Origin of the sequence: Hymenobacter gelipurpurascens (assembly GCF_900187375.1) — a bacterium.
In the GTDB taxonomy this organism is placed as follows: domain Bacteria; phylum Bacteroidota; class Bacteroidia; order Cytophagales; family Hymenobacteraceae; genus Hymenobacter; species Hymenobacter gelipurpurascens.
This window is the reverse complement of the sequence record NZ_FYEW01000002.1, coordinates 584,655-597,858: the sequence shown is the minus strand read 5'-3', so window position 1 is coordinate 597,858 and position 13,204 is coordinate 584,655. Positions and strand designations below refer to the sequence as shown.

General features: G+C 57.3%; 13 protein-coding genes. 8 read left to right on the top strand and 5 right to left on the bottom strand.

The annotated features are described in order from the left end of the window. Positions 1-205: 205 nt before the first annotated feature. The gene (locus tag CFT68_RS14295; protein WP_245815398.1) at positions 206-1,708 is read left to right on the top strand and encodes a Do family serine endopeptidase; all 1,503 of its coding nucleotides are present in this window, start codon (positions 206-208) and stop codon (positions 1,706-1,708) included. Between the two features lie 85 nt (positions 1,709-1,793). On the opposite strand, the gene CFT68_RS14290 is transcribed toward CFT68_RS14295, so the two are convergent. Further along, positions 1,794-2,204 carry a hypothetical protein gene (locus CFT68_RS14290; RefSeq protein ID WP_088844231.1) on the bottom strand — a complete coding sequence of 137 codons (411 nt, stop codon included), beginning with the start codon at positions 2,202-2,204 and terminating at the stop codon, positions 1,794-1,796. Positions 2,205-2,580: 376 nt separating this feature from the next. Between CFT68_RS14290 and amaB the strand changes: the two genes are divergently transcribed. Next, positions 2,581-4,176 carry an L-piperidine-6-carboxylate dehydrogenase gene (gene amaB / locus CFT68_RS14285; protein ID WP_088844230.1) on the top strand — a complete coding sequence of 532 codons (1,596 nt, stop codon included), beginning with the start codon at positions 2,581-2,583 and terminating at the stop codon, positions 4,174-4,176. Positions 4,177-4,259: 83 nt separating this feature from the next. On the opposite strand, the gene CFT68_RS14280 is transcribed toward amaB, so the two are convergent. Then, positions 4,260-4,793, bottom strand: a complete 534-nt coding sequence (locus CFT68_RS14280) for a hypothetical protein (protein ID WP_088844229.1) — start codon at positions 4,791-4,793, stop codon at positions 4,260-4,262. A 318-nt stretch (positions 4,794-5,111) separates the two neighbouring features. On the opposite strand from CFT68_RS14280, the gene CFT68_RS14275 reads away from it, so the two are divergent. The 5 genes from CFT68_RS14275 (at position 5,112) to CFT68_RS14255 (ending at position 9,082) form a co-directional block, all read left to right on the top strand. Next, positions 5,112-5,681: an RNA polymerase sigma factor gene (locus tag CFT68_RS14275; RefSeq protein ID WP_088844228.1), complete on the top strand. Its 570-nt coding sequence runs from the start codon at positions 5,112-5,114 to the stop codon at positions 5,679-5,681. 129 nt (positions 5,682-5,810) lie between these two features. Next, entirely contained in the window at positions 5,811-6,572 is a 762-nt protein-coding gene (locus tag CFT68_RS14270) for a hypothetical protein (protein ID WP_088844227.1), read from the top strand. Positions 6,573-6,576: 4 nt separating this feature from the next. Beyond that, positions 6,577-7,827 (top strand): DUF4097 domain-containing protein, encoded by a 1,251-nt coding sequence (locus tag CFT68_RS14265; protein WP_141106573.1) that lies wholly within the window; start codon positions 6,577-6,579, stop codon positions 7,825-7,827. 195 nt (positions 7,828-8,022) lie between these two features. Further along, entirely contained in the window at positions 8,023-8,496 is a 474-nt protein-coding gene (locus tag CFT68_RS14260) for a PPC domain-containing DNA-binding protein (RefSeq protein ID WP_245815397.1), read from the top strand. Between the two features lie 73 nt (positions 8,497-8,569). Then, complete coding sequence (locus CFT68_RS14255; RefSeq protein ID WP_245815396.1) at positions 8,570-9,082, top strand: DUF4442 domain-containing protein; 513 nt, start codon at positions 8,570-8,572, stop codon at positions 9,080-9,082. Positions 9,083-9,088: 6 nt separating this feature from the next. Here CFT68_RS14255 and CFT68_RS14250 read toward each other — a convergent pair whose 3' ends face one another. From CFT68_RS14250 to CFT68_RS14240, 3 genes are all read right to left on the bottom strand, one after another. Continuing rightward, entirely contained in the window at positions 9,089-9,709 is a 621-nt protein-coding gene (locus CFT68_RS14250; RefSeq protein WP_088844224.1) for a hypothetical protein, read from the bottom strand. 171 nt (positions 9,710-9,880) lie between these two features. Next, a complete protein-coding gene (locus tag CFT68_RS14245) occupies positions 9,881-11,443 on the bottom strand; it encodes a DNA integrity scanning protein DisA nucleotide-binding domain protein (RefSeq protein WP_088844223.1) in 1,563 nt (520 codons plus the stop codon). Between the two features lie 162 nt (positions 11,444-11,605). Further along, a complete protein-coding gene (locus tag CFT68_RS14240; RefSeq protein ID WP_170934813.1) occupies positions 11,606-12,400 on the bottom strand; it encodes an energy transducer TonB in 795 nt (264 codons plus the stop codon). A gap of 111 nt (positions 12,401-12,511) precedes the next feature. On the opposite strand from CFT68_RS14240, the gene CFT68_RS14235 reads away from it, so the two are divergent. Next, positions 12,512-12,943, top strand: a complete 432-nt coding sequence (locus CFT68_RS14235) for a RidA family protein (protein WP_088844221.1) — start codon at positions 12,512-12,514, stop codon at positions 12,941-12,943. Positions 12,944-13,204: the final 261 nt, after the last annotated feature.

Sequence of the window (13,204 nt, the reverse complement as noted above, 5' to 3'; positions counted from 1 at the left end):
TAATAACTGCAGAAGGTCGGCCGTAAGGCCTGCTCGGGAAATACTCTACCAACGGGCTGTTTTCCTCCTTCAACAGGCATGCAACCGAATACCAGAGGCTTTGCCTCTTGCGTTAAGTAAGTAACAGCAGATTCATGGTGCATTCACCTTTCTGTTGTATTTTCAGTTCTGACTTTAAATTTCAATTCAACCTCTTTTACTACCCATGCAAGCAAAACAAATGATGCTCGGCCTGCTTAGCTCCGCCATTCTAGGTGGCGGTGTGGCCGTTGGTGGGTACAAGCTGCTGGAGCCGGAGCGCAATAACGCCCCGCAATCCGTAGCCTCTGACCCCAATGTCCGGTACACCAGTGAGTTGCGTAGCAGTACGTATGCCGTGCCCGAAGGCCTCAACTTCACGGCAGCAGCGGCTTCCGTGACGCCCGCTGTAGTGCACGTAATGACCGAGTACGCCCCAAAGGCCGGCGACAACAGCGCGATGCGTATGGATCCGTTCCTGCGTCAGTTTTTCGGGGATGATATGGAGCAATACCATGGCCGCTCCCAGGGTCCGCAGCAGGGCTCGGGTTCCGGCGTAATTATTGCCGCCAACGGCTATATCGTTACGAATAACCACGTGGTAGATAAGGCCGATAAGATTGAGGTGGTTCTTGATGACAAGCGCAAGTACAAGGCTACGCTCGTCGGTACCGACCCCAATACTGACTTGGCCTTGCTGAAAGTAGAAGCCGACAATTTGCCTTTCATCCGGTACGGCAACTCTGATAATGTGAAAGTAGGGGAATGGGTATTGGCCGTGGGCAACCCATTCAACCTGAACTCGACCGTTACGGCTGGTATTATCTCGGCAAAAGGTCGGAACATCAATATTCTGCGCCGCGAAGACGGTATGGGCGTGGAGTCGTTCTTGCAGACCGATGCCGTGGTAAACCCCGGCAACTCGGGTGGTGCGCTGGTAAACCTGAACGGCGACCTGATCGGTATCAACTCCGCCATTGCTTCGCAGACCGGCTCTTTCGTGGGCTACTCGTTTGCGGTGCCCAGCTCAATCGTGAGCAAGGTGATTGACGACCTGCTGAAGTACAAAGTGGTGCAACGTGCACTGCTAGGCGTACAGATTCGGGAAGTAGATGCCACGCTGGCTTCGGAGAAAAAGCTGAAGTCGTTGAATGGGGTGTACGTGATGGGTCTGGGCAAGAACAGCTCGGCGGCCGCTGCGGGCATCAAGGAAGGCGACATCATCACGGAAATTAACGGCGTGAACGTAAACACCTCCTCGCAGCTGCAGGAGCAAGTGGCCCGCTTCCGCCCCGGCGACAAAATCAAGGTGACGTATCTGCGCGGTACGGACAAGAGCACCGCGCTGGCCACCCTCCGCAACTCAACCGGCACCACCGATATCATTCGGGAGGAAGTAGCTTCTACGGTGAAGTATGAAGGTGCTACGCTGGTTCCGGTGGCCCGCCAGGAGCAGAACAAGCTCGGCATTGAGGGTGGGGCCAAAATCAACGGCATCAAGGATTCCAACTTCCGCGAAACCGGCATTGCCGATGGCTTCATCATCACCCGCATCGATAAGAACAAGGTGAGCAAGCCCCAGGACGTGCAGCGCTACCTCGAAGCCGCTAAGGAAACCCAAGGCGCGCTGGTAGAAGGTGTATACCCCGATGGCCGCAAAGCTTACTACCCCATTGGGCAGGCTGAATAACCCACCGACTGGTCTACAATAAAAAAGCCCTCTGCAGCTCTGCAGAGGGCTTTTTTATGCAAGGATGTGGCCGCGTTGTTAGCCGCTAGGCCAGTAGCCAGTCGTTGGCTTCGCCTTCGTTGTTGAAAATGGCTACATCATACCCACGCTCTGGGCTGGAAGCCGCCTGCACGCTGGCTTGCAGGGCAGGGCTGGCCTTTAGCGACTCTTCGCGGCTGGGCGAAATCAGGTAGGCCAGTCGGGGGCGACGCGGGGCCAGGGTGGCTACTACTTGCGGCAACCACACATTGGCGGCCCAATCGGCCATATCGGGAGCAGGGTGGGGGCGGCGGCGCACGTCAATAAGCCAGCGCGGCGTTTCATATGCCTGGGCTTCCTGCAGAATAGTCGTGTAGTCTTGCTGAAATTGGTCAGATCGTAATTCAGATAACCAGCGGACGGTGAGTATATCTAGGTCGGGGCGGTACTGAATATCGAGAGTAGGCGACGAATACATGAGGCAAGCAAGGAAAACAAGACAAGGCCGAATGGTCTGGCTGTGCATACTACAGCCAAGCGGCTCGGATGTTCTGTGGGCTCGGCTGGTTGCTTACATGCAACCAGCCGAGCGGTGCATCTGAAAGCAAAGCTACCCTTTTCCCTATAGGTAATGTTGAGCTTACCGGAGCCGGAATTTTGCGCACGCTGTTTTCTCTGGAGCAGCAACGCTGCCGCCAAGGCGGTTCTGGTGTAGTCTATAAGAGCCGCTAGGCCACTGCTACCTGCTAGCCCCCGATTTTAGTAGCTTTGCTTGCCGAGGCTCGCGGGCCCTAGGCCAGTAGTGCCAGCCTTTGGCTACCTCATCGCCATTCCACCCAATCCCATATTTTTCCATGAAACAAGCCTTCGAAGAAGCGGCCGCCACCGGCACCGACGTGCAGGACCACGACCACCACGGCATCCGGCAGGTCCTACGCGAACTGGGTGTAGAAGCCCACAACGCCGCCTGGAGCACTGGCCTACAGTGGGGCGGCGCCGACGGAAACATGCGCGCCATCCACTCACCCACCGATGGGCACCTGATTGGCTCCGTGGCCTTTGCTACAGTCGCTGATTACAACCATGTGGTAGAGAAAGCGCAGGAAGCGTTCAAAACCTGGCGCTTGGTGCCCGCTCCCAAGCGCGGCGAAATCGTGCGCCAGATTGGCAACAAGCTGCGCGAATACAAGGAGCCGCTGGGCAAACTGGTGAGCTACGAGATGGGCAAGATTCTGCAGGAAGGCCTGGGCGAGGTGCAGGAGATGATTGATATCTGCGACTTCGCGGTAGGTCTCTCGCGCCAGCTGACGGGCTTCACCATGCACTCGGAGCGGCCCGCGCACCGCATGTACGAGCAGTACCACCCGCTGGGCGTGGTGGGCATTATCTCGGCCTTCAACTTCCCAGTGGCCGTGTGGAGCTGGAACGCCATGCTGGCCGCCGTATGCGGCGATGTGAGCATCTGGAAGCCCTCCGAGAAAACTCCGCTGGTAGCCGTGGCCGTGCAGCACATCATCAAAGACGTACTGCAGGAAAATGAGCTACCCGAAGGCATCTTCAACCTGGTAATCGGCGACGCGGAAATTGGTGCCGCCATGGCCGCCGACGGACGCGTGCCGCTGGTATCGGCTACGGGTAGCACCCGCATGGGCAAAAAAGTGGGCGAGGTAGTGGGTGGCCGCCTAGGCCGCGCGCTGCTGGAACTGGGCGGCAACAACGCTATCCTGCTCACCGAGCACGCTGATCTGGATATGGCCATGCGCGCCGTGGTATTCGGAGCCGTGGGCACGGCCGGGCAGCGCTGCACCACCACCCGCCGTCTCATCATCCACGAAAGCATTTTCGAGGATGTGAAGGCTCGTCTGCTTAAAATCTACCCTAACCTTCCCATAGGCCACCCGCTCAAGGACGGCAACCTCGTAGGCCCCCTCATTGATAAAGCGGCTGTAGAGTCGTTCACAAAAGCCCTGGCTGCTGTGCAGCAGGAAGGCGGCAAGCTCCTCATCGGGGGCGAAGTGCTGGAAGGCACCGGCTATGAAACCGGTACCTACGTGAAGCCCGCGCTGGTAGAAGCCCAGAACGAGTACCACACGGTGCAGGAAGAAACCTTCGCGCCCATTCTGTACCTCATCAAGTACAGCGGTGGTGTGGAAGAAGGCATTGCGGTGCAGAATGGGGTTCGGCAGGGCCTCTCGTCCAGCATTTTCTCCCTGAATATGCGCGAAACCGAAACCTACCTCAGCCACGCCGGCTCCGACTGCGGCATTGCCAACGTGAACATCGGCACGAGTGGCGCCGAAATTGGCGGTGCTTTCGGGGGCGAAAAGGAAACCGGCGGTGGCCGGGAGTCCGGCTCCGACGCCTGGCGCATCTACATGCGCCGCCAGACCAACACCATCAACTACTCCGACCAGCTGCCACTGGCTCAGGGTATCAAGTTTGATGTGTAGAGTGGCCTAGCGCTGATAAATTCGAGTCACATAAAAAGCCCGACTGGTTTTACAGTCGGGCTTTTTATGTGTAGGCCTATAGGTTACATGCTAATCTGAATATCGCCGTGGCCTTTTAAATGCAGCGTTGCTGGAGATTTAGTATAAAGGATGTAGTACATCCGGTAAATAGTATTCGGTGTGAACTTATCGGCAGGAAATTCAAAACCGAATAGAACGTCGGAAACCTGAAAAGGGCCATATTCCAGCCGCTCCACTACTTTATAGTTTTTATCGACGAAGACCATCTGCCACATAGCGCCAAATGGGATGCCATAGAAGCCAAATGCACCATGTCTCTTGCTAGTAATTGGGTTAGGAAAGAGCCCACGCGGCTGGATGCTCCGCGGAGAAGGCACACTTAAATCGACCGGAACCGTGAAGAGCTTCTGTTCCTGTTTCGTCCAAGTCTCATCGGCGGTCCAGTCAGTAGGGTCAAGGGTGCCATAGGGTTGGTTGCTGTCATCGCGTTGCGTAATGCCCGTATTAGGGCCAAAATCGATAGTTGGCTCGGCCTCTCTCTTGCCGCATGCGCTTATAGCAGCTAGGATAGAAACACTGAGGAGAAGTTTTTTCATTGGTTGATAACAGTAGATAGAAAGAGAATATTTTGGATAAAGAAACAGAGATTGGAATAGAAAGCGTCATCACGTAACACAAAGACAACAGCTAGGCCTGTTAGCTGAAAAAGTGGCAATGCAACGTATTCATGATTAGGCGTTTCAGGTTAGTGAACATTCCCTAATTATCAGGTGTCTTGTAAGCGAAGTGCAACCCCACTGGCCTAGGCCTGTCTTTCACTTGCTTACCTGATAGCACGAGCCGTTTTAGCCCGGAAAAAGTTGGATATTTACGATTCACCCGTTTCCGAACCCCCGCCAACCCAGACGCAACCCATGGAGGCATTTGCATATACCGACATCAACGCCCCGCTGGTAGAGCGGTGCCGCCTCGGCGACCGAAGGGCGCAGGCTGAAATATATAAGCGCTACTCGAAAGCCATGTTCAACGCTTCCTTGCGCATCACCGGCGACTTTGCCGAGGCCGAGGACGTGTTGCAGGAATCGTTCCTGAGTGCTTTCCGGGAGCTGCACAGCTACAAAGGCGACTCGTCGTTTGGCTCCTGGCTCAAGCGCATCGTTATCAACAAAAGCATCAACTGCCTGCGCAACCGGCGCCTGCATCTGGTACCCCTGGCAGATCAGCATGATAACGCCGCCATCGACCACGATGACCACAGCGGTGGCTTAGACCCCGAAGATTTGTCGTGGCGGGCCGATGTGGTGCGGCGCTGCGTGCAGGAGCTGCCTGATGGTTACCGCGTAGTGCTGAGCCTGTACCTGCTGGAAGGCTACGACCACGCCGAAATTGCCAGCATTTTGCATATCACCGAATCCACTTCGAAGTCGCAATACAGCCGGGCCCGTAAAAAGCTCCTGGAACTAGCCCGCCAGCATGGCCTCTAGTTCGTATTTCGCTTAAGATTTACTTTTTGCCCCGATCTAACTCCGGGTTCTGTTTTTAGCCTCGCATCGCCCACCCCAACACCCCTGACGATGCCTAGCTACCTGGCCTAGAGCGTATCACCACCTGACATGAACGAGAAGAAAACCGGACTTGAATCCTTTGTTGAGCGTCATCGCGCCGACTTTGATGCGTTCGAGCCGCGCCCTAGTCTCTGGGACGACATCGAACAAGACCTTGCTGCCCCGGAGGCTTCCGTTGAGGAGGAGGCCCCGTTGCGCATAGTTGCTTTATACCCCGAAGATGCGCCGGCCCAGCCGGTGCCCGTCTTGCCCATCTCAACCGCCGAGGAAGTTCGTGCGGCCCGACCCTACGGCATTGCTGCCGCTGTGGCTACGCTGCTGTTGTTAGGCGGATACTTCTGGCAAAACCACCAGCCTGCCACTATCTGGACGCGCTCTGGTGCCGTGGCTACGGTACCTGCTCCGGCCTCCAGCCCGGCGCAGAACTTCTATACGGGCCCCGGCCTAACGGCTACGGCCGCTACCGATAGCCCGGAGCAGCGGCTGAAAAGCGCGGTAAAGCGCATGGAGGCTTACTATGCTACCCAAATTGCCGAGCGTCAGCAGGAGCTCTCCACGCTGGATGCTGAAACTACCTCCGCCGCTCCCCAGGCCGATTGGAAGCACGAGCTAACCTCGCTGGATTCAACCTACCGTCAGCTAACCGTGGAGCTTTACCGCAATCCGGAGCCCGATGTGGTGCTGGATGCCATGAACCGCAACCTGCAAATCCGGCTGGACTTACTCACGCAGCAGCTCCGCACGCGCGAGCGGATTCGGGATTATCATAACCAACCTTACATGGTGGCCGACAGCCGCCGGATGCCCTAGTTCTATGAGCTCCCGTCGTTCCTTTACCGTATCGGGCCGTTGGCCATGGCGTATGCTGCCGCTAGCAGGGTTGCTGGCAGCGGCCGTTGTGCCGGCGGGTGCTCAGGTAGTACAGGATCCGCTTGCCGGGGCGCCTGTGCAGTATTACCAGGGCCCCCGAGATACGGCATTGCCCCAAGGGCAGGCCGGCCCGAACGATGCCTGCCAGGGCAGCACCGCCCAAGGCCCTCAGGACGACGCTCAGGTACCAGCCGTAGAGAAAGTGCGCAAGCTGAGCCGCACGTTTGCGGCCAACGGCCGGCCTTTCGTGCTGGATACCCGCTATGGCCGGGTGCAGGTGAATGTGTGGAGCCGCAACGAAATTCGCACCGACGTCGACATCATCACGCGCTCCGACACCGAGGAGAAGGCCCAGCAGCTGCAGGAAATGATTCAGGTACAGGTGCAGGACAATGATCCTGTGGTAGAAGGCGTCAGCGCTAAGTCGCGCTTTGGCGCTATGCCACGGGAATGCTGGAGCCGCACCAAGCTCTACGAGGTAAACTACACAGTGTGGGTGCCCAAAAACACTCCGCTCAAGGTGTACAACACGTTTGGCGAAGTAATTCTGACCGGGGACATGAGTGGCGCTATGGAGCTAGCCGTGGAATACGGCAGTCTACGCACTGCGCGTCTGGAAGGACTGCGCAATCTGGTGCGCGTAGGGAACGGGCAATGTGCCATTCCGTATGTGCGCAAAGCCAGCATCGATGCTTCCTATTCCAAGCTGCGCCTGACGGCGGGCGAAATAGTGGATTTGCGCAACAACTCCTCCGATATCGACATTGGAACGGTACAGGATCTGACGGTGCACAGCAAATACGGCGACGTAGCGCTAGGCAACGTGCGCAACCTGCGCGGCACCTCCGGCTACTCCAAATTCAGCATCGATAAGCTCAGCAACCAGCTGGACATGACGGTGCAGTATTGCCCCAATTTTGAAGTGCGCAGCACCGGCAAAAACTTCCGTCAGATAAATCTCGATGGAGGCTACAGCACCTTCCAGCTTAACTTCCCCGATGAAGCGGCCTTCAAGTTTGATGTAAACACCGACCACGGCAAACTCCTGGTAGACAAACGTCTGGTGCGGGTAGCGTCTGAAGAAAGCAGTGCCTCTTCCAGTGATATGCAAGGCAGTTTCGGGGGCGCATCTGCGCGAGCCGCTGGCAACGTGAACATCAAAGTGCGCTACGGCAACGTGAGCTTCAATAAGTAAACGCCCTATTACATTCGCTAGGCCACTTAGCTGGCCTAAGACCCAACAGAAAGCCCTTGCTCTAACCAAGCAGGGGCTTTTTGTTGGGCCCTAGGCCAGTGTAGCTTTCTTTACCTTACCCGCATGATTCGATTTGCCTTATCTGGGCTTCTGGCCTTAACCGCTCTAGTAGCCCAGGCCCAATCTCCCGCTGTTATGTCTGATACGCCTGCTGCTGCGTCGTCCTCACTGCGCACGTACGCTCTCCGCCTCCGCCCCGGCGACGATCTGCGCAAAGAGCTGCTGCGCTTCACGGAGCAACACCAGATGCGCGCGGCCATGGTGCTTACCTGTGTGGGCAGCCTCACCACTACCAACCTGCGCCTGGCTAATCAGGAGGGGCCCACGGAATACAAAGGCCACTTCGAAATTGTGTCGTTGGTAGGTACGCTCTCCATCAATGGCAGTCACCTGCACCTCTCCGTCGCCGACTCCACGGGTCGCACCATCGGCGGCCATTTGCTGGATGGCAACCGCGTGTACACCACTGCGGAGCTGGTGATTGGGGAAATGCCGGAGCTGGATTTCCGGCGCGAGACGGATGCTACGTTTGGCTACAAGGAACTGACGGTGTATCCAACGGCGCCTAGGCCAGGCCAGGCCTCGCCCTCTCGCACCAAGCGGAAATAGTGGCCTACGGCGTATGTGCCAGGCTATAAAGTAGGCTTGCCTAACAAATTGTCGCAAATCGATATCTTTCGCCATGACCCCACACGCTCCCGCCTCCACCGATACGCCTCGCATGGTGCAGTTCCGCCGCACCATCCAGAACCCCCTGAAGCTGCGGCTATTCATGCTGAAGAGCCTGCCGATGGCCTACCTGGCAGGCCTGCGCGTGCGCGACCTGTCCGTGGAACGGGCTACTGTGACGGTGCCGTTTAAGTACCTCACCAAAAACCCCTTCCGGAGCATCTACTTTGCGTGCCTGAGCATGGCCGCCGAAATGGCGAGTGGCCTACTGGCCATGATGCACGTGCAAAGTGGTCCGCCGGCCTCCATGCTGGTAGTGGGGATGGAAGCGGAATTCACTAAGAAAGCCGTGGGTCTGATTGCCTTCACCAGCGAAGACGGTGCTGCAATAGGCCAGGCCATAGCGGAAAGCCGCGAAACCGGGGAGGGCCGGACGGTGGTGTGCACCAGCACTGGCCTAGACCAAGCCGGCGACGTCGTAGCCATCTTCCGCATCACTTGGTCGTTTCGGGCAAAGAAGGCTTAGCGCTGGTTATTTGAGCTTGTAGCTAATCAGCTCCCGGCGGCGCTGCAGCTGGGTAGTGTTGCGGTAATACACATCGGCGCGGGCCACGCCTATGTTGGGCACTACCCATTCTTCGCGCTTCTGCGTTTGCACGGAGGCCGGACTGCTGTAGTTGTACTGATACTCTACTTGATATAGGTTGCCCGAAAGCATCTGTCGGGAGTGGGGGATGGGTTTCCGGTCATGGGTAGGCACGGTGTACACCCACAGGTTATAGGTGGGATACACGTAGTTGTAGCCCACGCCTCCCATGTCTCCGCCTTGGTACACGAGCAAGCCCTGGTTGCTGGCGGCATTGTAATAGGCGTAGCCTTGTCTGGCATTCTGCACAATACTCCGGTCGTTGAGGATGTACCACGTGCTCTTGTTGATAACGGTATCGCGCAAGACCGAGCGGGTATAAATGCCCATGGAATCTGTCAGGGATCCATCTCGGTTGTAGAGGTATTCTCTATACTGCCATTCATTACCGACCTGCAAAGGAATGATTTGCTCAATAGGCGGTTGGAGTTCTTCTTCTTTTTGACAGGAGAAAAGCAGCCCGGGCAGGAGCAGGCTGGTAGCGAGAATAAATAACCGGTGATTCATGTAGTAGTAGTGGAATAGTAACTTTACTATCTACCTGAGAGAGTTCACCGCACAAGCGTTGCATGAGCTGCAGAAATAAGTTTTACACTAGTAAAACGGTCGTCGGGCTGGCACAACAAGGGTAGTTGTGCCAGCCCGACGACCGTTTTCAGTAATTCATATTGATTGAGCTTACTCCTCCCGCAGGCTTTCCTTCGTGATGACATCTACCAGGCCGTCTTCGCTTACCACAATGGCAATGCACGGATACGGCGAGCTATCCACGTAGCGAATGGCGGAGTTGTAGCGGGCGCCACGGGTGCTGTTACCGTGGCCCGAGGCTTTCCCATCCAGAATAACGCCAATGGAGTAGCAGTAGGACTCGGGGTCGAGGAGTACGGCCCCATCAATGGCCGTGACCAGACGCGTGATGAGGGGCGTGAGTGGTACGGGCTCAATGAGCGTGCACTGCAGCTTCAGGCGGTCGGCTTCGGCCAGCGCTTCCGTCGTGATGACGAGCAGCGTACCGTGTTTCTGGCGGCTGGCTTCCATCACTACGTCCCATAGTCGTTCAATCTTTTCAGGGTTCGTGAGCTGGAAAGTGCGCTTCAGGTCGCGGCGGAATTTGTTGCGGTTGAGGCGGGTGCGCGGTAGGCTGGGAAGGCCATAATGGGCGCGCATGAGCACCTGCCCATCATGCTGAAACTCCCAGGCATAGTGATTCACGAAGTTGATGACGAACAGGTCTTCGCGGGTGCCGTCGTAGTGGCCTACCTGGCGACCCAGGGCGTATACATTCTCGCCGTCGGCCAGCAAGCTGACATCCTGCGTGGTCATTTCCAGGAGCTTGCGCACGGCCCGATAGTCGGTGAGCGGCGTAGGGCAGGTGAGGGCAAATATCTCGCTGAGATTGGGGTGGCCCCGCCGGGCCAGCAGCAGCTTGCCTACTCCTTCGGCACCCTCGTAACGCAAGGAGGAAATAGTGTTGCAGGTGGTGAAGAGCTTGGTGGCCGATGGGTTCATGCCCACATCCTGCGCCGGGGTGTCCATAAACAGCTTGCCCGCGGCCCGAATCAGCTCGTCGGTGTCGCGGGGGCGCACCAACTGGCCCGAGCCGGGTTCCGGCTCCGTCAAGGATTTCAGGCACTCTTCGTTGAAGCGCACAATAGCCGCCGAAAGCAGAGAATGGGGCAGAATGCGGCCATCGGTGTAGAAGCGGTTGGGCTGCAGCGTAGGGTAGCTGCTCACGATTTTGCGGTTGAGCTGCAGCACCGGAATCACAAAGTGCCGATCAATCTGAATCGGGAAACCCGCGAAGGAAACGCGCTTGCCCTGGTTATCGAGCTCCTCCAGTACTTCCTGCACCGAGTAGCGCAGCCCAATGGCGTGGGCCCGCCGCTGAATCATGGGCTCCGTCATGAGCGTATTCTCGGGGTTCGTCCAGTCGGCCGTGAACTGGATGTGCTGTCCCCGGGCCATGGCCCCCGTGAAAGCCGCCGCATCGAAGCCGCAGTCTTCGGGTTCCAGAAACACATCGGTAGAAACCAGTCCACTTTCATCCTCCGCAGGCAGCGCCAGCAGCAGCACATAAGGGTCCAGGTCTTCGTCGAGCGCCTCAAAAATGCCGTTGGCCACTGCCTGAGCTGCCTGTCGGAACCGCGCCTGGTAAGGCCAGATAGTATATCTATCGGGGAGGGGTAACGGGTTGCCAAAAGCGACGGGCGGGGCCGAGATGAGGGGCAGGGGCGAAAGCATCAGAAAGAGTAGAATAAGTGACCCACATCTGGGGAGCAGGTAGGCCACTAACTCGTTGGCCGGGGTAACCAGGCAGACGATTACGGAACAGATTTACTTTAACGAGCCGCCGAAACGATTTCGCGTTGCAGCCAACACGTAAATTTTAGCTTCGGAACAGGGCTATAACTGGAACACAACAGGCAACACCATCTTTTGCTTCATGGCTTGCCCTTTATAAGTAGCAGGCTCCCATTTCGGCGCAGCTTTAATCAGCCGAATGGCTTCTTCATCGAGGCCCGAGCCCAGGCGCTTAAGCGGCTTGATATCAGTGAGGGTACCGTCTTTCTGAATCACAAATTCCATCATCACGCGGCCCTGAATTTTGCGCTGGCGGGCCAGCGCCGGATATTTCTGATTCTGCTGAATCCACTCAAAAAACGCATCGGTGCCACCTACTGGCCTAGCGGGCTTATCAGGCGTTACAACCTGCGTGGTAGGCCCGGCAGCAGTGCTAGGCGTGGTGCTGGCAGCGGCTGCGCCTTCTGTGCCAGCCGGAATCTGAAACGTGATGGGCACGGATACGCGCTGACGCACCACGCCGCCCCGGTGCTGGGCTGGCGTCCAGCGCGGGCCGCCCTTAATCAGGCGAATAGCCTCGGCGTCTAGCTCCGGGGCCACAGGCTGGGCCACGGCTACATTGGAAATGGAGCCGGTTTTCTCCACCACAAACGTTACGTTCACGGTGCCTTGGGTGCCGGCCTGCAACGCGGCCGTGGGGTACTGTTGCTTATCGGCCAGATACTGTGCGTAGGCCTCTAGGCCACCCAACGGCACGGCGGGTTTCTCTACAGCATCATAAATTTCGTTGGCCGCCGGCTGCTTGGGGTATTTCAGCTTTTGCTGGGCATAAACGGGCGCCAGGCCAACTGTGCTGCAAGCCAGGGCCAGGGCAAAATGGCGGAAAGTGTGCTTCATGGAGTAGCTGGAATGGGAGAATGATGGAGCCATGCCTGGACAAGAACCGCACCAGCTGGCCTAGCGTTCGGCTACAATACGAAAAGTGCCGGTTTTCGGTAGATTTGACGTATGTCGACTGAACCTACTTCCTCTGCCCACAACTCCTCCCGCGCCCCCGAGCCCGTAGGCCTGTATCCGCACGCCCGGCGCGCCGGTAACCTGCTGTTTCTCTCGGGGGTAGGGCCGCGCCAACGGGGCCAGAAGCACGTGCCCGGCGTAGAGCTGGACGAGGACGGCAACATCCTGCGCTACGATTTTGAGAGCCAGTGCCACGCCGTGTTCCAGAACGTGCGCTACATTCTGGAAGAAGCCGGAGCCCGCTGGGAAGACCTCGTGGACGTGACCGTGTACCTAACCAACATGCGCGACGACTTCCACGCCTACAACCGCCTCTACGCAGAGTATTTCCTGAGCAACCAGCCCTGCCGCACTACCGTGGAGATTAACTGCCTTCCCACCCCCATTGCCATTGAGCTGAAATGCATTGCGGTGATGAGGTGAGATGGTGAAATAGTAAGTTTGACGTGCTGACTGGTCTAGGCGGCGCAGTAGGCCACACTTCTGTCATTGCGAGGAGGCACGACGACGCAATCTTTCCTTCCTGTCGTGCCACCTACTGGCCTACTGAAAAGCCCTTACCTCCACAGTGGAAGTAAGGGCTTTATAGCTTCATCAACTGCATTGCTTACGACCAGGAAGGATTGCTTCGTCCTTCGTCCTCGCAACGACAATAGGCTAGGACCACGCCATCTGTGCAAGAGG

Coding starts and splice junctions, on each gene's coding strand:
- amaB (WP_088844230.1), top strand. CDS start 2,581: ATGAAACAAGCCTTCGAAGAAGCGGCCGCCACCGGCACCGACGTGCAG.
- CFT68_RS14280 (WP_088844229.1), bottom strand. CDS start 4,793: ATGAAAAAACTTCTCCTCAGTGTTTCTATCCTAGCTGCTATAAGCGCA.
- CFT68_RS14235 (WP_088844221.1), top strand. CDS start 12,512: ATGTCGACTGAACCTACTTCCTCTGCCCACAACTCCTCCCGCGCCCCC.
- CFT68_RS14245 (WP_088844223.1), bottom strand. CDS start 11,443: ATGCTTTCGCCCCTGCCCCTCATCTCGGCCCCGCCCGTCGCTTTTGGC.
- CFT68_RS14270 (WP_088844227.1), top strand. CDS start 5,811: ATGAACGAGAAGAAAACCGGACTTGAATCCTTTGTTGAGCGTCATCGC.
- CFT68_RS14265 (WP_141106573.1), top strand. CDS start 6,577: ATGAGCTCCCGTCGTTCCTTTACCGTATCGGGCCGTTGGCCATGGCGT.
- CFT68_RS14240 (WP_170934813.1), bottom strand. CDS start 12,400: ATGAAGCACACTTTCCGCCATTTTGCCCTGGCCCTGGCTTGCAGCACA.
- CFT68_RS14260 (WP_245815397.1), top strand. CDS start 8,023: ATGTCTGATACGCCTGCTGCTGCGTCGTCCTCACTGCGCACGTACGCT.
- CFT68_RS14275 (WP_088844228.1), top strand. CDS start 5,112: ATGGAGGCATTTGCATATACCGACATCAACGCCCCGCTGGTAGAGCGG.
- CFT68_RS14295 (WP_245815398.1), top strand. CDS start 206: ATGCAAGCAAAACAAATGATGCTCGGCCTGCTTAGCTCCGCCATTCTA.
- CFT68_RS14250 (WP_088844224.1), bottom strand. CDS start 9,709: ATGAATCACCGGTTATTTATTCTCGCTACCAGCCTGCTCCTGCCCGGG.
- CFT68_RS14255 (WP_245815396.1), top strand. CDS start 8,570: ATGACCCCACACGCTCCCGCCTCCACCGATACGCCTCGCATGGTGCAG.
- CFT68_RS14290 (WP_088844231.1), bottom strand. CDS start 2,204: ATGTATTCGTCGCCTACTCTCGATATTCAGTACCGCCCCGACCTAGAT.